This window comes from Sphingomonas astragali, assembly GCF_051400615.1.
Classification (GTDB): Bacteria; Pseudomonadota; Alphaproteobacteria; order Sphingomonadales; family Sphingomonadaceae; genus Sphingomonas.
This window is the reverse complement of sequence record NZ_JBLFFH010000002.1, coordinates 822,241-844,582: the sequence shown is the minus strand read 5'-3', so window position 1 is coordinate 844,582 and position 22,342 is coordinate 822,241. Positions and strand designations below refer to the sequence as shown.

General features: G+C 67.5%; 24 protein-coding genes and 1 pseudogene. 19 read left to right on the top strand and 6 right to left on the bottom strand.

Annotated elements, in window-relative coordinates; genetic code table 11:
• Positions 1-109 precede the first annotated feature (109 nt).
• Complete coding sequence (locus tag ACMGER_RS12345) at positions 110-865, bottom strand: SDR family oxidoreductase (protein ID WP_436812433.1); 756 nt, start codon at positions 863-865, stop codon at positions 110-112.
• Positions 866-936: 71 nt separating this feature from the next.
• Between ACMGER_RS12345 and ACMGER_RS12340 the strand changes: the two genes are divergently transcribed.
• A complete protein-coding gene (locus ACMGER_RS12340) occupies positions 937-1,584 on the top strand; it encodes a TetR/AcrR family transcriptional regulator (RefSeq protein WP_436812432.1) in 648 nt (215 codons plus the stop codon).
• A 72-nt stretch (positions 1,585-1,656) separates the two neighbouring features.
• Here the strand turns inward: ACMGER_RS12340 and ACMGER_RS12335 are convergent, their stop codons facing one another.
• Positions 1,657-2,010, bottom strand: coding sequence for a winged helix-turn-helix transcriptional regulator (locus tag ACMGER_RS12335; RefSeq protein WP_436812431.1), 354 nt, complete (start codon positions 2,008-2,010; stop codon positions 1,657-1,659).
• 345 nt (positions 2,011-2,355) lie between these two features.
• Between ACMGER_RS12335 and ACMGER_RS12330 the strand changes: the two genes are divergently transcribed.
• The 15 genes from ACMGER_RS12330 to ACMGER_RS12260 all read left to right on the top strand — a co-directional run bounded on the left by ACMGER_RS12330 (position 2,356) and on the right by ACMGER_RS12260 (position 16,892).
• Positions 2,356-2,658, top strand: coding sequence for a putative quinol monooxygenase (locus ACMGER_RS12330; protein WP_436812430.1), 303 nt, complete (start codon positions 2,356-2,358; stop codon positions 2,656-2,658).
• Between the two features lie 115 nt (positions 2,659-2,773).
• Positions 2,774-3,682 carry a hypothetical protein gene (locus tag ACMGER_RS12325; protein WP_436812429.1) on the top strand — a complete coding sequence of 303 codons (909 nt, stop codon included), beginning with the start codon at positions 2,774-2,776 and terminating at the stop codon, positions 3,680-3,682.
• A 561-nt stretch (positions 3,683-4,243) separates the two neighbouring features.
• Positions 4,244-4,912 carry a carboxypeptidase-like regulatory domain-containing protein gene (locus ACMGER_RS12320; RefSeq protein WP_436812428.1) on the top strand — a complete coding sequence of 223 codons (669 nt, stop codon included), beginning with the start codon at positions 4,244-4,246 and terminating at the stop codon, positions 4,910-4,912.
• Between the two features lies 1 nt (position 4,913).
• On the top strand, positions 4,914-6,128 hold the full coding sequence (locus ACMGER_RS12315) for a phage tail sheath family protein (RefSeq protein ID WP_436812427.1): 1,215 nt from the start codon (positions 4,914-4,916) through the stop codon (positions 6,126-6,128).
• A 26-nt stretch (positions 6,129-6,154) separates the two neighbouring features.
• Positions 6,155-6,628 (top strand): phage tail protein, encoded by a 474-nt coding sequence (locus tag ACMGER_RS12310; RefSeq protein WP_436812426.1) that lies wholly within the window; start codon positions 6,155-6,157, stop codon positions 6,626-6,628.
• Between the two features lie 4 nt (positions 6,629-6,632).
• Positions 6,633-7,580, top strand: coding sequence for a hypothetical protein (locus ACMGER_RS12305; RefSeq protein WP_436812425.1), 948 nt, complete (start codon positions 6,633-6,635; stop codon positions 7,578-7,580).
• A complete protein-coding gene (locus tag ACMGER_RS12300) occupies positions 7,568-8,347 on the top strand; it encodes a CIS tube protein (RefSeq protein ID WP_436812424.1) in 780 nt (259 codons plus the stop codon). Before ACMGER_RS12305 ends, ACMGER_RS12300 begins: the two co-directional genes overlap by 13 nt.
• Entirely contained in the window at positions 8,344-9,858 is a 1,515-nt protein-coding gene (locus tag ACMGER_RS12295; RefSeq protein ID WP_436812423.1) for a phage baseplate assembly protein V, read from the top strand. The genes ACMGER_RS12300 and ACMGER_RS12295 overlap by 4 nt, the downstream gene beginning before the upstream one ends.
• Before the next feature lie 3 nt (positions 9,859-9,861).
• Entirely contained in the window at positions 9,862-10,206 is a 345-nt protein-coding gene (locus ACMGER_RS12290) for a hypothetical protein (RefSeq protein ID WP_436812422.1), read from the top strand.
• Positions 10,203-10,634, top strand: coding sequence for a GPW/gp25 family protein (locus ACMGER_RS12285; RefSeq protein ID WP_436812421.1), 432 nt, complete (start codon positions 10,203-10,205; stop codon positions 10,632-10,634). The genes ACMGER_RS12290 and ACMGER_RS12285 overlap by 4 nt, the downstream gene beginning before the upstream one ends.
• Complete coding sequence (locus tag ACMGER_RS12280) at positions 10,634-13,174, top strand: baseplate J/gp47 family protein (RefSeq protein WP_436812420.1); 2,541 nt, start codon at positions 10,634-10,636, stop codon at positions 13,172-13,174. Before ACMGER_RS12285 ends, ACMGER_RS12280 begins: the two co-directional genes overlap by 1 nt.
• Position 13,175: 1 nt before the next feature.
• The gene (locus tag ACMGER_RS12275) at positions 13,176-13,724 is read left to right on the top strand and encodes a hypothetical protein (protein WP_436812419.1); all 549 of its coding nucleotides are present in this window, start codon (positions 13,176-13,178) and stop codon (positions 13,722-13,724) included.
• 16 nt (positions 13,725-13,740) lie between these two features.
• Positions 13,741-15,168, top strand: a complete 1,428-nt coding sequence (locus ACMGER_RS12270) for an FG-GAP-like repeat-containing protein (protein ID WP_436812418.1) — start codon at positions 13,741-13,743, stop codon at positions 15,166-15,168.
• Positions 15,169-15,218: 50 nt separating this feature from the next.
• Positions 15,219-16,271 carry a COG1470 family protein gene (locus ACMGER_RS12265; RefSeq protein WP_436812417.1) on the top strand — a complete coding sequence of 351 codons (1,053 nt, stop codon included), beginning with the start codon at positions 15,219-15,221 and terminating at the stop codon, positions 16,269-16,271.
• 15 nt (positions 16,272-16,286) lie between these two features.
• Positions 16,287-16,892, top strand: coding sequence for a hypothetical protein (locus ACMGER_RS12260; protein ID WP_436812416.1), 606 nt, complete (start codon positions 16,287-16,289; stop codon positions 16,890-16,892).
• Between the two features lie 43 nt (positions 16,893-16,935).
• Here ACMGER_RS12260 and ACMGER_RS12255 read toward each other — a convergent pair whose 3' ends face one another.
• From ACMGER_RS12255 to ACMGER_RS12245, 3 genes are read right to left on the bottom strand one after another with little or no spacing between them, the layout of a single operon-like run.
• On the bottom strand, positions 16,936-17,628 hold the full coding sequence (locus ACMGER_RS12255) for a hypothetical protein (RefSeq protein WP_436812415.1): 693 nt from the start codon (positions 17,626-17,628) through the stop codon (positions 16,936-16,938).
• Positions 17,629-17,647: 19 nt separating this feature from the next.
• Complete coding sequence (locus tag ACMGER_RS12250; protein ID WP_436812414.1) at positions 17,648-18,589, bottom strand: hypothetical protein; 942 nt, start codon at positions 18,587-18,589, stop codon at positions 17,648-17,650.
• Between the two features lie 16 nt (positions 18,590-18,605).
• Complete coding sequence (locus ACMGER_RS12245) at positions 18,606-18,887, bottom strand: hypothetical protein (protein ID WP_436812413.1); 282 nt, start codon at positions 18,885-18,887, stop codon at positions 18,606-18,608.
• 293 nt (positions 18,888-19,180) lie between these two features.
• On the opposite strand from ACMGER_RS12245, the pseudogene ACMGER_RS12240 reads away from it, so the two are divergent.
• A pseudogene (locus ACMGER_RS12240) lies at positions 19,181-19,303 on the top strand (transposase); the annotation flags it as partial.
• A gap of 31 nt (positions 19,304-19,334) precedes the next feature.
• On the top strand, positions 19,335-19,577 hold the full coding sequence (locus tag ACMGER_RS12235) for a hypothetical protein (RefSeq protein WP_436812412.1): 243 nt from the start codon (positions 19,335-19,337) through the stop codon (positions 19,575-19,577).
• Positions 19,578-19,648: 71 nt separating this feature from the next.
• Here the strand turns inward: ACMGER_RS12235 and ACMGER_RS12230 are convergent, their stop codons facing one another.
• Positions 19,649-21,280 carry a long-chain fatty acid--CoA ligase gene (locus ACMGER_RS12230; protein ID WP_436812411.1) on the bottom strand — a complete coding sequence of 544 codons (1,632 nt, stop codon included), beginning with the start codon at positions 21,278-21,280 and terminating at the stop codon, positions 19,649-19,651.
• A gap of 192 nt (positions 21,281-21,472) precedes the next feature.
• Here ACMGER_RS12230 and ACMGER_RS12225 point away from each other — a divergent pair, with 192 nt between their 5' ends.
• The gene (locus tag ACMGER_RS12225; protein WP_436812410.1) at positions 21,473-22,330 is read left to right on the top strand and encodes an IclR family transcriptional regulator; all 858 of its coding nucleotides are present in this window, start codon (positions 21,473-21,475) and stop codon (positions 22,328-22,330) included.
• Positions 22,331-22,342 lie beyond the last annotated feature (12 nt).

Sequence of the window (22,342 nt, the reverse complement as noted above, 5' to 3'; positions counted from 1 at the left end):
GTGAGCCGTTCGGTGCCCGAACGGCTCATCGAGATGTCAGGAACTTGCGACGACAGGCACCTCGGACATTCCGACTCCGCTTCTATTCCATGATTCCGAAAGCGGCCGGTCAGAGGCCTTGCGACCAAGCGATTGCATCGGCTCCGGCCGGCAGCAGCATCGGGCATTCCGGATCGGTCGCCGCGTGGAAGACCGCCTCCGCCACGTCCTGCGCCTCGGTCACCTCCCCGCTGGCGACGCTTTGCATTCGCGCCAAGGTCAGATGCGCGAAGTCGGCATAGGGTTCGGGAAAGCCGCCATGCTCGGCAATCCATTCCTGCGCCGTCCCGGCGAAGCTGGTCGTGGGCGCCATGCCCGGCAAGACAACCCGCGCGCGAATGCCGAATTCCGCGAGCTCGATCGCCACCGACTCGGTCAATGCGTTCAATGCGGCCTTGCTGGCCCGATAGACCGAGAGCAGCGGCAGCGGCTTCAGGGTCGAGCTCGAACTGACATTGACGATCACGCCCGAACGCCTTTCGCGCATTCCGGGCAGCACCGCCTGCATCATCGCCACCGTGCCGAACAAGTTCGTCTCGAAGACCCGGCGCATCGTCTCCATGGGCGTGCCTTCGAGGGCGTTGAGCCAACCGACACCGGCATTGTTGACCAGCACGTCGATCGCCTCCGCCTCGGCGACCGCCGCCTCGATCGATGCCGGATCGGTCACGTCGAGCGGCAGGACACGCAGCCTGTCCGAAGTAGGCAAGGTGCTGGCTGTGAGGTCGCGCATCGTCGCCACGACGTTCCAGCCGCGTTCCAGGAAATGGGCGGCGGTGGCGCGGCCGAAGCCGGTCGAGGAACCGGTGATGAGGACGGTGTTCATTGCATATCTCCTTGCGAGGTCGCCTGTGCAGGGCCTAGATATGAATGATCCTTCAGCTTCGGTATTCGCATATGAACCGCCCCGTGCCATCGCTCGTCCGGCCCCGGAAAACGCCGCAACAGGCGCGCTCGACCGCGACGGTGGAGGCGATCCACACGGCTACGATTCAGGTTTTGCTGGCGGACGGGGCAGTGCGTCTCACGACGACGCGGGTTGCCGAACGGGCGGGCGTCTCGGTCGGCACGATGTACCAGTATTTTCCTCACAAGCAGGCTCTGCTGTTCGCAACACTCGAGCGCCATCTCCAAACGATCGAAAGGTCCATGATGATCGCCGTCGAACGCTTGGAAGGAAGCGCACTCGCGATAATCGCGGACGGGCTGGCGAACGCATGGCTGGATGCCAAAACGGCGGACATGGCGACCTCGCGCGCGATCTACGCCATCGCCACCGAATTCGATATCGCGGAGTTGATGGAACGAGGCCTGCAATGCATCCGACGGGAGTTTGGACGCCTGCTGTCGACCGCACCGGATGGGCATTTCGACGATCTCGATTCGATATCTTTCATGCTCATGGCGCTGATTGGCGGTTCGGTACGCGCGGTCATGGAAGCTGGCGCATCGGAGCGCGATCTTGCCTGCCTGCGTCGGGAGCTGCCGCGCGCTTGCCGCGCCTATCTCAGCGCGGCAAATCAGGCCGATGCGATATCCGCCTAGCGAAGGCTCATCCTTGAAAGCGGATTGTTATCGATCGGCAAATTGAAAGCAATGATCGGCTTGCGCGCGCGATCAGACCCGCTGCAGAGGTTTTATCGTAGTCGGAAGTTCCTGCGCGATGGCGTTGCCCCAATGGTATAGCGCATCCAGCACCGGTCTCAGGCTCTCTCCACGATCGCTCAGGCAATAGACTAGAGAAGAATCACCTGTCGCACTGGGCTTTTTTTGAATGAGACCAAGCTGCTCGAGTTCTTTGAGGCGTTCCGTCAGCACTTTGTCGGAAATTCCTTCGATGCGGCCGCGCAGATCGCCGTAGCGTTGCGGTTCCTCTTTCAGCCAGGCCAGGACGACGGTCTTCCACTTGCCGCCCACAAATTCGAGCGCCAACTCGACCGGACAGCCGTAGCTGCTTTTCAATCGCTTCATGACACCTCGCACGCACCAAATGGTTCGTTGAACAGGGCGGACCGCTGCCTCTAGTGAAAGGACATGACGGATCAGGGATCACGATGAAAATTGCAATCATTGGTGCAGGCAATGTCGGAAAGGGGTATCCCACGCGCCCTGCCATGTTCACGCAGGCGACGACGAGACCCGCAAGCCGCTGGTGTCCCAGCTCGTGGAAGACCTGGGATTCGAGGCGATCGACGCCGGCCCGCTTCGTTCCGCCCGCTTGCTGAAGCCTTATGCGATGCTGTGGATCGACCGGGCCGTCAATCGCGGTGCGCCGACGAACAATGCCTTTGCGTTCATGCGTAGCGAGGACCTGTCATGGCTATCGAATATATCCGCTATACTCTCGTTGAACATGAGCCGGCGGAGCTGATCGCCGCGTATGAAGAAGCGTGCAAGCATCTGGGTGCCGCGCCCGAATGCCTGGCATATGAACTTGCCCAATGTGACGAAGAGCCGAAAAGCTTCATTCTGCGCATCGAATGGACGAGTGCGGAAGCGCATACGCAGGGCTTCCGCCGCGGTCCTCACTTCCCGCAATTTCTAACGGCGATCCGCGCTTTCGTTCCCGAGATTGCCGAAATGCGCCACTACGAAGCAAAAATCGTGTCGCATTCGTAAGTCTAGTCTGCAGTAACGCCGCCTGGGTCAGTTGATCTTGCGTTCGGGGGCGTCTAGCGCATTTGCGCGCCCGCTGTCGCCAACATGTCACGGGCTTTCGCGCGAGAGGAAAGCCATGCGTATGATGCTGGGCTTCGTGCTGGCGCTCGGCGCCTGTGATCAGGGTTCGACCGCGGCAAATATACAGGGCGAGAAGCGCGCGAATTTGCCCGAGACTCGCGCGTCTTCGTCGTCCTCTCAATCCGTCGAGACACCGACGATGCGGTTTCTGCAGCTCGTCGGCGATATGCGCCTCGGCGCTGCCGACCGGGCCCGACTGGCGGAGGCCGAGGCGCGCGATCGTGCCAAGGATTCCGCTGCCTACGCCAAGGAGGACACGGAAACCAGTGCGCTGCTCACCCAATTCGCCCGCGCGAACGCGATCCGCCGGGCGGAAGTGCGTCATCAGTTTCGTACGCAATTGCACTACGGCCGGGCAAAGCTGAGCGATCCGTTGCCGATCGAGCTGCTCGATCGCTACGATCCGGTGCTCGTCGAGGACAAGGCGCGGCGCGAGCTGGTCACGCTCGCCGACATCCGTGCGCTCGACGCTTCCAACCGCTTCATTGCCCGCATCGCCGGGGTGGATGCTCCGGACATGACCGAAAAGCCGGGCGAGCGGGCCGAGCTGCAGCGGCGCTATATGGCCGACGCTTCGCTGCGCACGGCGCTAACCCACGCCGGTCCGCGTCATGCCATCATGGTTGCCGCGATCGAGGGATTGCCGGCGGACAAACGCGCCAAGATCGATCGTGTCATCCGCGAGCAGGTCCACTCACCGGAAGACGCGGCCAATGCCGCGCGCGGCGCAGAGCACGCCGTGATCCTTGCCCAGCGGCGCAAGGCCCAGCAGGCGCGTAACGCGGCCGCGCTCGCCGATTTCAACCGCTGGATTCAGCAGCGTAACGCAGTCACGCTCGAGACCGCGAGGCTCGACGGCATGATGCGGGTTCTCGATACCGAGAACACCTATTTCCCGCGCTGACGCTCGGTGTCGTCTCGCATAGTGCAAATGCACCGACAATCTCCTCAAGCTCGCCTATTCGGAAACCCATATTCAACTGACGGGCGGTCTGCCCGGGCGCCCCAGCGCGAATCCGCCGCCGCCCGAAGAGGGCGCGCAGCCGGAACTGTCGCGAATGCTCGCAATTGACGAAGTTGTGCCATTGCGCGCGGCAGGGGCGGGGCGGGATTGATCGGCCTGCTCCGTTATCTGCGCCGCTGTAATGGCGACGCGCGGCCGACTGCCCAATACTCGATCAGATCGAATGAGGCTGACTCAAGCCCTACTCAGGGAGCTTGCTGCGACAGGACGTTCATAAATCGCGATCGATCGAACCGCCGCGGCCGGCCTGAGACGGCGAATCAATACTGGTCATGCAGAAGGTTCGGCAGTGTTCTTGAGAAAGATTCAACCATTATCAAGCGGTTGCTGCTCATTTCTATTAATACTACGATTCAGGGCATATCATTGGCAGATGCGTAAGGTACTTCCAACTGTCGCGTGATTGATTTACTTTCCCAGCCCTGCGGTAGGGGGGCTGCCATGCACGACGGCGCAGACGACCTCACACATTCGCTGGTGGCTCGCGTGTCGCAGGCAACCGGACTTCGCACCGCTGCCGCTAGCGCATCTCAAGCAGCACAGACCGATCTGGTCGAGGTACGCCTGCTCGCGATCCGGCCTCGGCCCGAGCCAAGGGTGCGGGAGAGAGCCGACCTTCTTTCAATCGATTATCTGGTCGCGGTGCGGGTGGCGGATGCGCTGGCCGAGCATCGCGCCGCCGCCGACATCCTGTTCGCGCTGAGCGACGATCCCGAGTTCGAGGTGGTCGACCAGACCGCCGCCGCCGCTTGCACCGCGCTCGGCCTGCCGGTCGCGGCAGGCGTGGTCGTCCGCGGGACGATCGCGCGCGTCCGTCCGACCGAGAAAGCGCCGCTGGTGCGGTTCCCGCTCGCGACGCGGCTCGGCGGGCTCGGAACGGTGGAAGGGCAGGTGCAGGGGCCGGCGCAGACGCCGGTGGCGGGCGCGCTGGTCAACCTGATCGGGCTCGACCGCTTCGTCCGAACCGACGCCGACGGACGCTTCCGCCTGACCGGACCGGCCGAGCCGCACGGTGCGCTGCGGGTACGGGTCCGCGCCCGCGGCGTCGAGGCGGAAGCGCCGGTCACTCCCGGCGAGCCCGCGATCGTGACCCTGACGATGGAGAGCTGACATGGCAGCCTATCTCAGTCCCGGCGTCTATGTGGAGGAAGTCAGCTCGGGTCCGCGCCCGATCGAGGCGGTCGGTACCTCGACCGCCGGTTTCGTCGGCGTGGCGCCCAATGCCGGCGCGCGGCATAACGATCCGGTGGCGATCAACAACTGGTCCGAGTTCGTGCGCGAGTTCGTGCAGCCGGGCGATGCGTCGACCGACCTCGCCAATGCCGTCTACGGCTTCTTCCTCAACGGCGGATCGCGCTGCTATGTAGTCAACACCGGCAACGCCGATGCTGCGATCTCGGGCAATGGCCGTGGGCTCGATGCGCTGGAAGCGATCGACGAGATCGCGATCATCGCCGCGCCGGGTCGGACCGATGTCGCCTCCTACGCCGCGCTGCTCGATTCCGCCGAGCGGATGCGCGACCGCGTCGCGATCCTCGACGGACCCGCAAGCGTCGACAATGTCGAGGCGCTGACCCGCGTGGCGACGGTGAGCGGTCCGAGTGCCGCTGCCGCTGCCGATGCGCCGGAAGGCGGAAAGAAGGCCTCGCAGCGGCCGGGATTCCGCCCGCGCGAGTCCGACGGCGGCTACGGCGCCTTCTACTATCCCTGGCTGATAGTGCGCGATGCGCTCGATCCCGACAAGCAGATCGAGGTGGCGCCCTCGGGCCATCTCGCCGGTCTCTATGCCCGCACCGACGCCGAACGTGGAGTGCACAAGGCCCCCGCGAACCTGCCGATCCGGGGCGCGCTCAGCGTCAGCCGCATCGTGTCGCGGGCGGAGCAGGACGTTCTCAATCCGGCGGGGGTGAACTGCATCCGCTATTTTACGCGCGAGGGCGTGCGGGTCTGGGGCGCGCGGACGCTGGCGCCGAGTGCGAGCGAGTGGCGCTACCTGAACGTGCGGCGGCTGTTCAACATGATCGAGGAATCGATCGCGATCAGCACGCGCTGGGTGGTGTTCGAGCCCAACGACCGGCCGTTGTGGAAGTCGATCAAGCGCGACGTCGACGCCTTCCTGACCCTGTTGTGGCGGCAGGGCGCGCTGGCCGGAGCGAGTCCCGAGCAGGCGTTCTTCGTGCGCTGCGACGCCGAGACCAACCCGCCGGAGGTGGTCGACGCCGGCCAGGTGGTGGCGCTGATCGGCATCGCGCCGATGAAGCCTGCCGAGTTCGTGATCTTCCGTATCGGCCAGAGCGCCGTGGGGGCGACCGTCGAGCTCGCCTGACCGACTGACCCGAAGGAGATGGTCCGATGGCCGATCAGCAACCGGAATCCGGAGCGCAGCAGGCCCGCGTAGGCGCCCCGGTCGATCCCTATCGCAACTATAACTTCCTGCTCACCATCCAAGACGTGGCGGAGGCGCGCTTCACCGAGTGCATGGGGCTCGGTATGCGCATCCACCCGATCCGCTACCGCGAATCCGGCGCCGGGCAGATCGTGCGCGCGCTACCCGGGCCGGTCGAATATGCCGAGGTGACGCTGCGCTACGGCCTCACCAGCTCGATCGATCTGTGGAATTGGCTGCTGCAGGGTGCGCGCGGCACCGTGCAGCGCCGCCACGTCTCGATCGTGATGCTCGAAAGCGACGGCGTGCGCGAGGCGATGCGCTGGAACCTGATCAACGCCTGGCCGTGCCAGTGGAGCGGCGCCCCGCTCGACGCGCTCGGCCGCGAGACGGCGATCGAGGAACTGCATCTCGCCTTCGACTCGCTCGATCGAGGCTGATCCGGTGCGCTGGCTGCGACGATGGGTCGGCTGGTGGCTGACGGCGATCGCGTCGTTCGCGCGCATCATCGCCGACGCGCTCGAGCGTTCGGTGGCGCCTTCCGCGCCAGTCGAGCGTGCGATGATAGGGCTGCGCGAGCGTTTTCCGGGCGCACCGGACCATTGGTTGCGCATGATCGCCGAACGCGCGCCGCACCTGGCCGAGACGGCGCCCGCGGACGAGCCGCTACGCGGCGCGGCACCGCCGCCGTTCCGCTCCGCGATGCGGCCGCGGACCTCACGCCCGGCAGCGACAATGGATTCCCTCGCGTATGTCCGAGCGCCATCTCCCGTTTCCGATCCAGCGCCGCCTGAGCTTCGGGATCGGCCGACGCCGGTGTTTCGCTGGAAGGGATGGCGCCGCCGCGCGCGTGTCCGGCCCGGATACGTCGAGCGAGCGGCGAGCGAGCGCCCGTCGACATGGCCGCCGACCGTCCGGCGCAATCGGTCGGCGACGGTCTTCGGCGAGCGTCACCGCGCCGAACATCGACCGAGTGGCCAGGGATGGTCCGAGCATGGGCCCCGGCGGGACTCGCCGATCTTCTCCACGACGGAGCGGAGCAATTCCGTGTCGCCCGACTTCCCGCCGCGGGAAGAGAAGCCGGTGACGCCGATACGCTGGCGGGAGAGGGATGCGCCGCGCGCGACACCTCGCCCGGAGTGGTTGCCGTTGCCGGCGGCGCGATGTCGGCCCACGAGCTTCGATCGCGAGGACCCGGTTGCCGGCGAGCCCACGCGCTGGGTATCGGCGGCCGGCCAGACCATGCCGTCTCCGGTCGAGAGCGGCCTGTCGCTGCATCCCCGCTGGCCGGCGCTGCCGCCATTGGCGGTAGAGCTCGATGACGCGGGGACGCCGCCCCCCCGGTTCGCCGAGCTCGCCGCCGAGCAGGAGAGTGGCCGGTGGAGCGGGTGACCTTCGTGCTGGAAGCGACCGGCGACCGCATATCGGCGCTGCTCAACCCCGAGAGCCTGGAGATGCGCCGCGCCTCCGGCCTCAGGCGCCGCAGCGGCGCGGGCGGGGTGGTGATGGGCGGCGCGCGCACCGACGATCCGCTGATCGCGACCGGCGGCGGCACCACCGAATACGACCTCTACCTGCTGTTCGACACCGAGGTGGCGCGGGAGGCGGTTTCGGTACGGCCGCGGGCCAGCGCGCCCGTGCTCGGCAGCCAGGACGTGCGTGAGCTGACAAGGCCGCTGTGGAACCTGAGCGAGAATGCCGCGGAGGGCGGAGGATCGAGCGCACCACCGACGGTGCGCTTCATCTGGGGCAAGGCATGGAATGTTGCCGGGGTGGTCACCGCGGTCGCCGAGCGGCTCGAGCAGTTCGACGCTGCCGGCACGCCGCAGCGATCGTGGCTCAGCCTTCGCCTGCGGCGGGTCGAGGAGCGCGCGCCGCTGCCGCCCGCCGCCGCGCCGACCAGCCCCCAGTTCGAGACGCCTGCCCTCGCCGCGCCCGCCGAGAGCGATGGAGCGATCGAGTATGATTCGGTTACCGTCGCGGCCGACGAGCAAGGCGTGCTGCTCAACCGGCTCTACCTGATAGCGGCGGAGCGCTTCGGCGATCCATCCTATGCCCGCGCGATCGCGCGGTTCAATGGGCTCGACGACATGCTGCGGATGCCGAGGGGCGGCACGCTGATGCTGCCGCCGGCCAGCGTGCTGGCGCAGTACGTATGACCGAGCATCCGCCCCGCCGTGTCCCCGACCTGCGCCTGGATGGCGAACCGGCCAAGGCGGCGCTGGCGGCATGCGCCGTCTCGGTCGCGGTGCGCCACGCGCTGGGTGCGCCGGCGCTGGCGGAGATCGCTTTCGCCGATCCCGATCCCGCGCATCTCGTCGCGGTGCGGATCGGCGCGACGGTCGAGCTCCGGCTCCGATCGGGCGAATGGCTGTTCGACGGCGAGATCACCGCGATAGAGCACGAGGCCGACGGAAGCGGCGGCCGGATCGTCCGCGCGCGCGCCTATGACAGGCTGCACCGCCTGCGCAAGCGCCAGCGCCCGCGCGCGCTGAGCGACGTCACCCTGGCCACGCTGATCGTCGAGGCAGCGGCAGACATCGGCGCCTCCACCGCCTCAATTCCGGACGCGCCGAGACGGCCGCTGCTGATCCAGCACGACCAGAGCGATTTCGACCTGATCGCCGATCTTGCCGGCGCGTCGGGCCTGTACCTGCGGCTGCAGGACGGGACGCTCGACGCCTGCAGCCTTGCCGGTGGCGGTGAACCGGCAATCCCGCTCGCGCTCGGCGCCGGGCTGCTCGCCGCCCGCGCCACCGCCAATGCCGAGACGCTGCGCAAGTCGACCTCGGCGCGTGCATGGGACCCGATCACGCTCGCGAGCGTCGATGCCACCGTCGGACTGGCGCGGCAGGACGCGGTGGAGTTCCGCGATATCGGCATCAGCGCGTTCCCGGATCTCGGTGAGCGCATTCTCACCAACCGGATCGGCGCCGATCGCGGGGAGGCCGAAGGACTCGCGCAGGCCGACATGGACCGATCGATCGCGCAGCAGCTAGTGCTGGAGGCGACCGCCGCCGGCGATCCGACGCTGCTTCCGGGCCGCGTCATCGCGGTGAGCGGCCTCGCCGAAGCGATCGACGGCGATTTCGTGCCGACGACCACGCTGCACCGCTTCGACGAGGCGGGCGGCTATGTCGTCGAGCTTTCGACCGCTCCGCCGCCGCGCGCGGCGCGGGCGAAGGCACCGGCAGTGGCGATCGCACAGATCATCGAGGTCGACGATCCCCAGCGTCTCGGCCGTGCCCGCGCGATGCTGCCGAGCTTCGGCGAGGTCGAGACCGGCTGGATGCCGGTGATGTCGCTCGGCGCCGGATCGGGCAAGGGCGCGATCATGCTGCCCGAGGTGGGTGACGACGCGCTGGTGCTGCTGCCCGACGGCGATCCGGCGCGCGGCCTGATCCTCGGCGGACTCTACGGCGCCGGCGATGTCGAGGACGGACTCGCCTGGCAGGGCGTGCCGCGCGGCTATGTGCTTCATGCGCCGGGTGGGCAGAAGCTGACCCTGCACGGATCGGACAAGCTCTGCCGGCTGGAGACCGGCGCCGGCGACGTGCTCGAGTTCGGCCCCACCGGCGCGCGCCTCAGCGCGACGCGGAATCTGGTGATCGAGGCGCCCGGCCGGCGCATGGTGCTGCGCGCCGCTGCGATCGATTTCGAGCGGGGCTGACCGATGCGCTGGCTCACCCGCGACGCGACGATGATCTGCGAGCACGGCGGCCGCGTCGAGGTGGAATTCACCCAGAAGCTGGTGCGGATCGAAGGCCGCGAGGTGCTGGTCGCCACCGATCCAGAGGGCCGCGACATCAAGTTCTGTCCGAACATCAACCCGGTGATCGGCCTGCGTCCCTGCAAGACCACGCTCAAGGTTAAGCAGGGCTATTCCGGCTTCATCCGCATCGACGGCCACGCCGTCTGCCTCGACACGGTCACCGGGCTGACCGACGGGACGCCGCCAGGCATCGTCAACTACAAGGTGGTCGAGCCGGGCCAGGATCTGTTGAAGGCGAACGCATGAGCCTGCGCCCGATCCGCGGCTTCCGCTTCGAGGGCGGCCTGCTCGGGACCGGCAGCGGCCCGTTCGATGGCCTGACGGTGACGCCCACGGGACGCCTCGCGATGGTCGACGATCACGAGGCGGTGCGCCAGGCGATCCTGATGCTGCTCACCACCACGCCGGGAGAGCGGGTGATGCTGCCGGACTATGGCTGTCCGCTGCACCGGCTGATGTTTGCGCCCAACGACGCCACCACTGCGGGCCTGGCGATCCACTACGTCCGCGAGGCGATCCGCCGCTGGGAGCCGCGGGTCGAGATCGTGCGGCTCGATGCCGGCCCGGACGACGATTCCGCCGGCCGGCTGCTGATCGAGCTGGTCTATCGCCTGAGGCGCACCGACCGGGCCGACAGCCTGACGGTGGCGGTCGACCTGCAGGGAGCCGGTTGATGCCGCTGCCGTCGCCGCGCCTCGACGATCGGACCTTCAAGCAGCTCGTCGACCAGGCGTTGGCGCAGGCCAGCGCGACCTGTCCCGAATGGACCGACCACAATCCCGCCGATCCCGGCCGGACGCTGCTCGAACTGTTCGCCTACCTTACCGAGGCGATGCTCTACCGGCTGAACCGGGTGCCGGCCAAGCTCTATGTCGCGCTGCTCAATCTCGCCGGCGTCGAGCTGCGCCCGCCGAGCGCCGCGGCGACGACGCTGACGTTCAGCCGCGGCGGGTCCTCCGACGCGGCGGTGACGATCCCGGCCGGCACCCAGGTGGCGACCGGCGACGGATCGGTTGTGTTCGCCACCGCCGCCGCGGCGACGCTGGAGAAGGGCGCCGACAGCGTCGACGTGCCGGCGCTGCACTGTGCGGTGGCCGAGGCCGAGTTGATCGGTACGTCCAGCGGACAGCCAGGACAGTCGCTGGCGGTCCGCCGTCCGCCGGTGATCGCGCCGAGCGGCGACGGGCTCGACTTCATTCTCGCGGTCGAGGCGGCCGAGGGCGAGGATCTGGAGAACGACCGCAGCTTCGGTGTCGGGGATAAGACCTATCGCATCTGGAGCGAGGCGGAGAGCTTCGCCGACGTCGATCCCGACGCGCGGGTCTATCGACTCGACCGCGCCCAGGGGCGCGTCCAGTTCGCCCCGGCGATCGACGAGACCGGCACCGGCGCGCGCGCGGTCGCGGCGCTGCCGCCGGCCGGCCGCGAAATCCGTGCCTGGTATCGCACCGGCGGCGGCAGCGCGGGCAACGTCTCGGCCGGTGCGCTCAAGCTGCTCAAGAACGCGCCGGCGGGCGTGACCGTGGCCAATGCCCACCGCGCCGCCGGTGGCGCCGACGCGGAGACGCTGGAGGACGCGCTGACGCGCGGGCCGATCGCGCTGTCGTCGCTGCGCTGCGCGGTGACTGCGCGCGACTATGAGCATGTCGCGCTCTCGACCGGCGGCGTCGCCCGTGCGCGCGCCTATGCCCAGGCGCAGGCGTGGAGCCATGCCGATCCGGGCGTGGTCGAGGTGCAGATCATCCCGTCGATCGACGTCGCCGGCCTGCCCGACAGGGCGGTGACGGCGCCGGTGATCGGGGAGCATCGCCGCGAGGAGCTGCGTCAGCGTGTCGCCGCCGCGCTGGACGAACGCCGGCCGCTCGGAGTGCGCACCGCGGTGGTGTGGGCGCGGGTGCGGCCGGTGGCGGTCGCGGCACGGATCGTGGTCGGGCGCGAGATCGACCGGACGACCGCCGCCCAGGCGGTGCGCGAGCGGATCAACGCGCTGCTCTCGCCGCTGCGCGACCTGCCGTTCGGCCACGAGCTGCGCGCCGCCGACGTCTACGAGGCGATCATGAATCAGGCAGGCGTGCGTTATGCGGACCAGTTGCGCTTCACGATCGGCGAGGCGCCGGACCGGGATATCGCAGCGCTTGTGCGCGATCCGCACCAGCCGGGCTGCTGGTTCGCGGGTGGCGCGACCGGACTTTACCGTAGCCTCGACGACGCCGACAGCTGGGCGACGGTGCTGGCCAAAGAAGGGGAGGCGGTGCGCTTCGTGGCGCCCCACTCCGGGCGTGCGGGCGTGATCGCGGTCGGCATCGCGCGTGCCAAGGGCGGCGCGGTCCACGTCTCCTACGATCTCGGCGAGACCTGGCAGGAGAATGCCGCGGCGTTCGACGTCGAGGTGTTCGATGCCGACTGGATCGAGCGCGACGGTCAGCCGCTGCTGTTGATCGCCACCGCGCAGGGCCTGCGCCAGCTCGCCCCGCGCGGCACCGCCGGGCCGGTGCCGGTTTCGGTCGACAAGGCGATCGACACCAAGGGCTTCTACGCGGTGGCGAGCACGACATCGCCGTCCGGGGTGATCTCGGTGGCGGTAGCGGCGCGTGAGGAGGGCGGCGTCCATCTGTCCGCGGCCGGCGGCGTCTCCGAGACGTTCCGCTCGATCGGGCTGAAGGGCAAGGACGTGCGCGTGCTCGCCGTCCAGCACGCCAGTGCCCGCGCCTTCCTGTGGGCGGGCCTCGCCGCGGAGGCCGGCGAGCAAGGCGAGGGCGCCTATCGCACCGAGCTGCGCGCCGACGGCGCCAACGATCCCGACGGCTTCCAGCCGTTCAACGTCGGTTGGCAGGGCGGGAGCTGCCAGGCGCTCGCCTTCGCCGACACCACCGTGTTCGCCGGATCGAACCGCGCCGGCGTGCTGTGGATGGACGGCATGGCGAGCAAGCCGAGCTGGACGGCGGTGCGGCTCGACGCCGGGCTGCCGATCCGCGACACGGAGCGGCTGCTCCACGTCGTCGCCGCGGTGGCGGCGGCGCCGCAGCCCGGTGGGGCGCCGCTGGTGCTGAGCGCCGGGCCGATCGGCGTTCACCGCAGCAGCGATGGCGGCGACCGCTTCACCTTGTCGTCGGCGACGGTGTTCACCGAGCGCATCCCGCTGCCGCCGGGCTGGCTCTACTGCGCCGATACGCACGACATCCAGGTGGCGAGCGACGAGGAGGCGTGGCGCTGACATGGAGCGCGAGCGCATCGCCCGGCTGCTGCCCGAAAGCTACCAGAGCGCGATCCGGCGCGACAATCCGCTCGCAGCGGTGCTGGCGGCGATGGAGGCGCTCCATGCCCCCGCCGAGGCGCGGCTCGATGCGCTCGACGCGGAGATCGATCCGCTCCGCGCCGAAGAGCCGTTCGTGTTCATGCTCGCCGACTGGCTCGGGCTGGCCGGCTATCTCGACTGGTCCGGGGGGCGGCCCGGTGCCGGCGTGCCGAGCTTCGCCGCGGGCACGGGCCGGCTGCGGCTGCTAGTGGCGGAAGCGGCGCAGCTCGCGCGGAGCCGCGGGTCGCGTCGGACGCTCGAGCGCTTCCTGGCGGTGGCGATCGGGCTGTCGGGGATCATGATCGAGGATGCCATCCCTGACGCCGCCGGGCGCCCGCGCTCCTTCCACCTGCGGGTGAACCTTCCCGCGGAAGCGCGTCGCTACGCCGATCTGGTCGCACGCATCGTCGATGCCGAGCGACCGGCCTACGCCACCTACGAAATCGCCTACCAACCGCAGCCAGCCTAGAGACGGAGGAGCGAGCATGTCGAGCTTCGAGATCCCGGACGGCCCCGCCACCGTGGCGCTGACGTCCGGTGACGGACAGTCGCCGTACAGCGGCACCGCCGTCTATGCAGTCACCAACAAGTCTCCGCATCCGGTCTCCGGCCGGCCAAGCGTGCAGGTGACCGGCACCGCAAAGGCCGAATGGTTCACGATCAAGGGCGAGGCCGTGCGCCAGTTCGCGCCGGGCGAGAGCCAGACGATCGAGGTGGCGATCAGCGTGCCGCCGAATACGCCTTCCGGTGACCACAAATTCCGGCTGCGGGTGGTGGCGGTCAACGACCCCGACAATGATCACATGGAAAGCCCGATCGGCACGTTCACCGTGCCGTCCCGCGGCGCAAGCAAGTTCCCGTGGTGGATCCTGATCGCGGCGCTGGGAGCGCTGGCGCTGGCTGCGCTGCTCCTCGCCCTGTTCGTGTGGCCGGGCTATCTGCGCCCGAAACCCCAGGCATCTCCCACACCCAGGCCGGTGCCGACCGCTCCCGCTGACGAGCCGGCGCCGACGCCGGCCGCCGCCGTGACGGCGATGCCCGGCACCGATTGTCGCTGGCACTATTCGGCGCGCGCCCGGAGCAACTTCCGCGACCTCATCAAGGGGCCGCCGCTTTATCGCCTGCGGTTCGGCGATTTCGACGGGGACGGCAAGACCGATGCCTTCACCAGCGTCGCCAAAGGCAACAACCTGTTCCAATGGTTCTTCTCGCCCGGCGGCGCGGCGCCGTTCCGGCCGCTGGGAAGCGGTCCCGATCTCGCCGCGCTCGGCTTCGGCGACTTCGACGGCGACGGCAAGACCGATGTCTTCACCGGCACCCCCGCCGAGGGCGGATCGTTCCAGTGGCGCTTTTCGCCCGGCGGTGCCGGCGCGCTCCAGGACTTGAGGCTCGGCCCGGATCCGAAGCAGGTGGGCTTCGGCGATTTCGACGGCGACGGTACCACCGACGTCTTCACCGCCGCGCCGACCGGCGCCGGCACCTATCGCTGGCAATATTATCCGGGCGGCCGGCGCAATGCCCGCGTGCTGGCGACCGGGCCTGAGCTGTCCGAGCTGCGGTTCGGCGACTTCGACGGCGACGGGACCACCGACATCTTCTATTCGGTGCCGTCCACGCTCTATCCGCCGCCTGCCTATGCCTGGATGATCGCGTTCAAGGGCAGCGAGCCGCCGCGCAAGACCGCGGACGGCGACCAGACCAATCTGCTGCGCTTCGGAGACTTCGACGGGGACGGCAAGACCGATACGCTCGCCACCTATGCGATGGGCGACGGCAACTATCAGTGGAAATATTCGTCGGCGGCGAACAGCAACTACCAGAATCTCGCCATCGGCCCCGGCTACGGCGAGCTGGGGATCGGCGACTTCGACGGCGACGGCAGCGCCGACGCCTTTGCGGCGCAATGCGGCTGAGAATGGTGGAATCGAAAGGTGACGACCTGATCTGATCGGAGGAATCGCACATGCCGAGCTTCGAAATTCCCGATGGTCCCGCCAATGTGAAGCTGACCCCCGGCGCGACGCCGCAGGATCCGCTGACCGGCAATGCCGTCTACGGCGTCACCAACAAGAGCCCGGGAGCGATCACCGGTCGCATCGGTGTCCAGGTGACCGGGGACACCAAGAGCGAGTGGTTCATCGTCGAAGGCGAGCGCGAGCGGCCGTTCGCGCCGGGGGAGACGCAGACCGTCAACGTCTCGATCAAGGTGCCTTCGGACGCACCTGCAGGCGAGCACAAGTTCCGCCTGCGGGTGCTGGCGGTCAACGATCCCGACAACGACCATATGGAAAGCCCGATCGGGACGGTGACGGTCACCCCGCCGGACAAGCCGGCCGAGGGAGGCTTTCCATGGTGGATCGTCGTGGCGGCCGTCGCGGCGCTGGCGGTGGTCGTCGTTCTGATCACCGCCTTCGTCTGGCCGGGCTTCCTCCTCAAGGACGGCCCCGATCCCACGCCGACTCCCACCCCGACCGTGAGCCCGACGTCCACCGCGACGCCGCTGCCGCCGTTCTCGGAGGCGGCCCTCAAGGACAAGCCCCGCGAATTCGTCGAGGGCTTCCTCGGCGCGCTCGGTTATACGCCCAAGGCCCGGGCGGCGGACATCCCGACGGGCCTCGTTCCCGGCCACGTCATCTCGGCGACGCTGTCGACCGCGGCAGGGGATGCTCCCAACACGGTCATCGTCCTCTACGACCCCGGCGTGAGCCTGCCCAATTTCGTCGGATCGACTCCCGCGGCCGCCGCCGGGCTTGCCTCGGGCAAGGTGAGCCTGAGCTATTGCAAGCCGGCCGACTTCATCGGACCGCCCACGGGGAGGATCACCGGTCAGTCGCCCACCTATCCCCAGCGGGTCGCCAAGAATTCAGGTGTCCGGCTAACCTTGCCGACGAACGAGAACATTCCCATCTGCCTCGGCCGCTTCATCGGCGGCGCGGCGACGAATGTCGCCATTGATGTGCTCAAGGCGCAGGGGGTCGATTTCGCGGAGAAGTACAAGGCGAAGGCGGATCAATAGGCGCGCGCCGGTCCGATGCGCATCCTGATCGTCATCCTGCTGCTGGTCGGCGCCAGCTTCGTCGTGGTGGCGACCTATGCGCTGGTCCGCCCCGCCGGGCCCGCGACTACCGCGCCAAGCACGAGCTGCGCGTCGCCGCCGCCGATGAAGGACGGCGAGGTCGACAGGGACGCGATCGAGGACTGGTGCCGCGATCCGCCCGGCCTGCTTGCCGGCATCACCCGCAGGTTCGGGCCGCGGACCTATTTCCTCTCGCAGCCGGTCGCTGCGCCGCACGGTGGGGTCGATGCCACCGAGGATGCGCCGCCTGCTCCGCCGGGAAAGCGCGACGAGCCGGCGGGAGAGATGCGGCTCGCACCGTTCGAGTGGCGCGCGGGTGGGCCGATGCTGATCCGCCATGGCGACCAGGCGCTTTGCCTGTGCCGTCCCGGCGGTGAGCTCGACGCGGGCGTGATGGAGGCGTGCGGCGAGGGCTGGGTTGCGCACCGCCGAGCCGCCGGTGGCGCGCTCCTGTGCGGCGAGGACGACGGCCAGGGGGCGATCGTGCTCGATCCGGATGGCGGGCAGGTGCGCTTCCATGCGCTCGGCGATCCAGCGACGGTGGCGCAGCCGGAGCATTAGACCGCGGCAACCGTTCCCCAGGAAGCGTCATGACCGCTTCCGGCTAGCTGAAGCGGACGCTGCTGCGGATCGCTTTGATGGTCGCGATCACGGATCCGATGAACAGAAGGATCAGCCAGACGAGGCCGATCACCGCGATGACCAGCGCCGCCAGCGCATCGACGATACTGACCAGGAATCCCGGAATGAGGGCATGGAGGAACCCGACCACCCAGGTGAAGCCGATCGACGCCGCGGCGATGAACAGCAGCCCCTTGTTCTGCAGGAAGCGCTGATGCGCGAGCGGCAGCAGGATCACGAAGCCGATCTTGAGCAGCATCAGGATCAGCAGCGTCGCCGCGGCCGCCTTGACCGCGAAATGCCCCCAGGCGGCGAGATAGGCGATCGTGCCGAACGGCACCGCCAGCAGCAGCGTCAGCATCAGCATCAGCAGCATGAACGATCCCAGCACCAACGCGAATAGCACGACCAGGATGCCGATGATGGACAGCACCAGCGTCACCGGTCCCTGCAGCCGCCCCATCACGTTGCGCGGCACGACGAGCTGCAGCGCCATCAGCGCGACGGTGTGGAGGATCATCACGTCGATGATTGCGAGATAGCCGATCGCGATCCCCGGCGTCTCGAACTCGCCCGCCGCCTTCGCCAGCGCCCAGCTCGATCCCAGCTCGATCAGCAGCGCCAGCAGCAGCAGCCAGCAGGCGAGCAGGAAGACGGGAACGCGCAGCCGGTCCATCAGCGCAGCATGGCCGGGGTCACGTCCAGCGTTCGGTGCTGGGCGCCGCCGCTGCAGTGGTGGCGGGACGGTCGGCGACGTTCTCGCGGCGCCAATAGAGATAGAGCATCACCGCCATCACGCCGCAAAAGGTATGCCAGAGCAGCCCGTGCGGCTGAAACGCGCTGTTCGGGTCGCACCAGGGGGCGCCTTCCTTCGCGGAGAGCGCGCGCGCCAGCGTGGCGAATCCGAAGCAGCCGAGACCGACCCACCAGAACAATGCGGCCCATCCGTCGCGGAGCCAGATGAAGTTCATCGGCCACCAGCTCCAGCCCGATTGCCAAAAACGCACATTGCGCGGCAGCAGCTCGAGCAGGACATAGGTCGCGACCAGTATCCCGATGAGGATCTCCGAATTGGTGCCGCGTGCGCCGAATCGCGTGAACCAGATTACGACCAACGGGTAGGCGACGATGAAGAAGACCATGCGCACGGCCCTGCTCACCATGTTGGCGACGAAGATGCGGTCGAGGGTGTAGAAGACGAGGAAGCCGGCGAAGACGTACATCGACATGCCGTCCATCCAGGAGACGTGCTTGGCGATCGAGGCATGGAACCACATGCTGCCGAGCCCCAGGAACAGCGCGACGACGGCGTAGACCTCCGGGAAGATGCCGACCGCCTGCATCTGGTTGATCGGATTGCCGCGATAGCGATCGCGCGAGATCATGAACGCGATGAAGGGAATGGTCAGGAACACATAGAGGTTCGACCAGGTATTGACCGGCTGGCGGGTACCCTCGGCGCCACGATCGACGAGCGCGACATCGAACCATTCGCAATAGCACTGGTCCTCGCCGATGCAGCTGTCGCGGGTCGTGGGCCAGCCGATGTCGTAGGCGAACAGCAGGAACAGGCCCATCAGGAACAGCGCCGCGCTGATCCAGACGATCCACGGGCGCAGTACCGGCCAGGCGAACATCCGGACGCGCGCTCGCTTACAGGACGAAGCTGATAACGAACGCGATGACCACCAGGATCATGTCGGTCACCGTCAGCCAGTCCGGCAGGCCGGTGAACTTGCCGCCGAGCTTGGGCGGATCGATGCTGCCGCTCGGCTCGCCGCCGGTTCCGAAGATGAAGCCGGTGATGCCGCCGAAGAACGCCACCGCCGCCCATGCATAGAGCGCAGGCGTGCGTTGGGTGACCGCAAGCACGATGCATAGAATGCCGGCACCGATCGCGCCGGCAAAAGCCAGAATCCGCAGAACCTTCGCCATGACGACGTCCCCCTGTCAGAAAACTATCGTTCAGGTGCGATAGTTGAGTCCACAAATATAATCGTGAAAACTCAAGGCTTGAACATCTGGAGAACGACTCCAGAGAGCGCCGTGAATATATCAGGATTTCTAGTTTTCGCCAGAAGAAAGCTTGGCGCCAACTCGGGGCGGCCGGCGCCGAGTCCTTGCCTCGCGCGCAGCGTCCTTTCAGCTGCGGAGGGCGCCTCAGCTGCCGAAGCGGCACGCTGAAGTCCCAGCCGTTGACGAAATGCTGGCGCTCGATGCCGGTCGCCAAGAGCCGCGATTTCGCGGCGTGGCTCGGGCTCGCGCCGCGACAGCATTCGACGGGCGGCAAGCAGCGGCTCGGCAGTATCTCGAAGATGGGAGAGCGCACCATCCGACGGCTGCTCATCATTCGGCACGGTCCGCAAGGATCGCAGCGGGCGCGTGAAAAGGCTCGACACGCACAACATGGTCGGCATCGTCACGCTCGGCTGGGTCAGCGTGGTGGGGCTCACCGGGTTCATCATCACCATGACCCTGCCGATCACGATGATCTGGCAAATGGACGAACTGGCCGAGATGGCGGCGGCTCGATATCGCCGCGATCATCGTGCTGGTGACCGGCCTCTATCTCTGGCTCGGACGGCGCCGCATCCCGATCGAGAAGCGCGTCGAGGAACTGCGTAGCGGCGGCCTGATGGAGGCGGCGGATCGCCGACCTCCCAAGACTGGCACGAGTTGGCCCCGTGGTCGGGCGGCTACTCAAGCAGGATCTGAGCGTAGGCGGCACGCAATTCCGCCTTCATAAGCTTGCCGGATCCGGTATGCGGGAGTTCCGCCAGGCGGATGATCGCGTCCGGCAGCCACCATTTGGCGACATGGGCGGAGAGATGCGCGAGCATCTCCTCGTCGGTGACCGACTTTCCAGGGTGGACCTGCAGCAGCAGCAGCGGGCGCTCCTGCCAGCGCGGATGCGGCACGCCGATAACCGCCGCTTCCCTGACGGCGGGGTGCGCGACCGCGGCATTCTCCAGGTCGATCGAGGAGATCCACTCGCCGCCGGACTTAATGACGTCCTTGGATCGATCGGTGATCTGCACGAAGCCGTCCGCGTCGATCCGGGAGACGTCGCCGGTGTCGAACCAGCCATCGTCGTCCACTGCGGCGGCGGGTTTGCCATAGTAGCTGTGCAGGGTCCAGTGGCCGCGCACCAGCAACGGACCGACCGTGTCGGCGCCGGGGCCGGTCATGGTGCCATCCGGCGCGGCGACGGCGACTTCCGAACCGAACAGGCAGCGGCCGGCCTTTGCCCGCAGATCGAGTTGCTCCTCCGGCTCCAAATCGCGATGTCGCCCCATCGGGCGGCAGACCGCGACCACCGGGCTGGTCTCAGTCATCCCCCAGGCTTGCATCGTGTCGACCCCGAGTAGATCGCGGAAACGTTGGATCAACGTGCGCGGCGTCGATGCGCCGCCCATGAACACGCGCTCCAGTCTCAGCGCTTGCCGATCAGCAGGAGTGGAATGCGCTTCGATATGATCGAGGAGCGAGAACCAGACCGTCGGGACGCCAAGCGAAAAAGTGATCTCCTCATCGCGCAACAAGTCGTGAAGCGAGGCGCCGTCGAGGGCGTTGCCCGGAAGGACGAGCTTCGCGCCGCACATCGCAGCCGCGAAGGGGATGCCCCAGGCGTTGACGTGGAACATCGGCGGCAGGAGCAGGATCGCATCGCGCGACGATAGCGCCATGGAATCCGCGGTGCAGGCCGACATGGCGTGCAGAACGGTGGAGCGATGGCTGTAGAGCACGCCCTTCGGATTGCCAGTGGTGCCGGAGGTGTAACAAAGCGTCGCCGCCGTGTTCTCGTCGAGATCAGGCCAGGCCGCAAGCGGCTCGACCTGCGTGAGAAGCTTCTCGTAAGCGATTGGCTCCGGGATCGCCGAGGCGGGCACTGCGTCTTCTGCGCACAGCACAACCACGGTGACAGGTTCGTGGTGCAAGGCGAGCAGCCGTTGGGCGAGCGGCAGCAGGTCGGGGTCGACGCACAGGATGCGGGCGCCGCCCTCTGCGAAGACAAAGGCGAGCTGTTCGTCGAACAGGCGCGGATTGAGCGTGTGCAGCACTCGCCCCGACGCCGACACGCCGTAGTAGAGTTCGAGGTGCGCGGCCCGGTTCCAAGCGAGGCTCGCGATGCGATCTCCGGGCCGTGCACCGAGCGTTTCGAGCGCACGCGCGAGTCGACGTGCCCGGTCCGAGATCCACGCCCAGCTGACGCGCTCGATCGTCCCATCGACGCGCCGCGAGACGACCTCCGTCATTCCATGGTTGCGCGCAGCATAGTCGAGGATCGATCCCGTCGTCAGCGGCCGGAATTGCATCAGACCCATCATTAGCGACGCTCTCCCACGCTTCTTTCAGCCGTGCTGTCCGCAAACCGGCTGTCATCTGCTGCGACACTGCCGGAGCGGCTTCAATTCGCCCGAAAGCTGTGCGGGCAATATCACGCAGGGAATAGTCGCGCGCTGGCAGCAGGGTTGACCCAGGATGGCAGCGCGCATCACATATGTGATAGTTTGGCGCGAATGACTCCCGAGGTCTCGGTTCAGTTATTGTGTCCGGCGGATCGGGGCGGAGACCCCGTCGATAGGAGAGCCGTCGTCATGCTTCGACGCACTGTGAAATCGGCGTCGCGCACGCTTGAAGTGTTTGAACTCTTTGCCGAGCAGCGCCGGCCGTTGCGGTTGCACGAGATCTATACCGCGCTCGACTATCCGCAATCGAGCGCAACGAACCTTCTGAAAAGTCTCGTTGTCACCGGCTACGTCAACTATAACCGGGCGACGCGGACCTATCTGCCGACGATGCGCGTCGGCGCCTTGGGCAGCTGGCTCCCGGGCTACATCTACGCCGACGACGATTATCGCTGGCTGGTCGAGGAGCTTCAGCGTCGAACGGACGAGACGGTCGCGCTGATCACGCAGAACGATCTGTTCGTCCAGTACGTCTTGCTCAGGGCCCCCGAGCACGAGTTCAAGATGGTCCCGCCGACAGGCACGATGCGCTTGCTGGTCGATTCGGCAGCGGGCCTTGCTCTGATGAGCGAGATGAAGGACAGCGAGATCGACAAGCTGTGCCGCTACTCGAACTACTATCAGCTGGCGGAGGGACGTCGGTTCGACTCAACGCAGCTGATGCGCGACGTGCGCTGGGCCCGGCAGACGGGATATGTCTTCATGGCGAACAAGCCGCACTCGGAGGTATCGGCTATAGCGATGCCGCTGGCGGAGAAGATCCACGAGATCCCGCTGGCGATAGGCGTTGGCGGACTGGCGCCTCGTATCTCCAAGTCGCAGCAGGACATCGTCCGAACGATGCGCGCCTGCATCGCCGAGTTCCGCACCCGCCGCGAAGCCCACCACTACGCCGTTGCCGCCGAGTAGCCGCGCATCGCG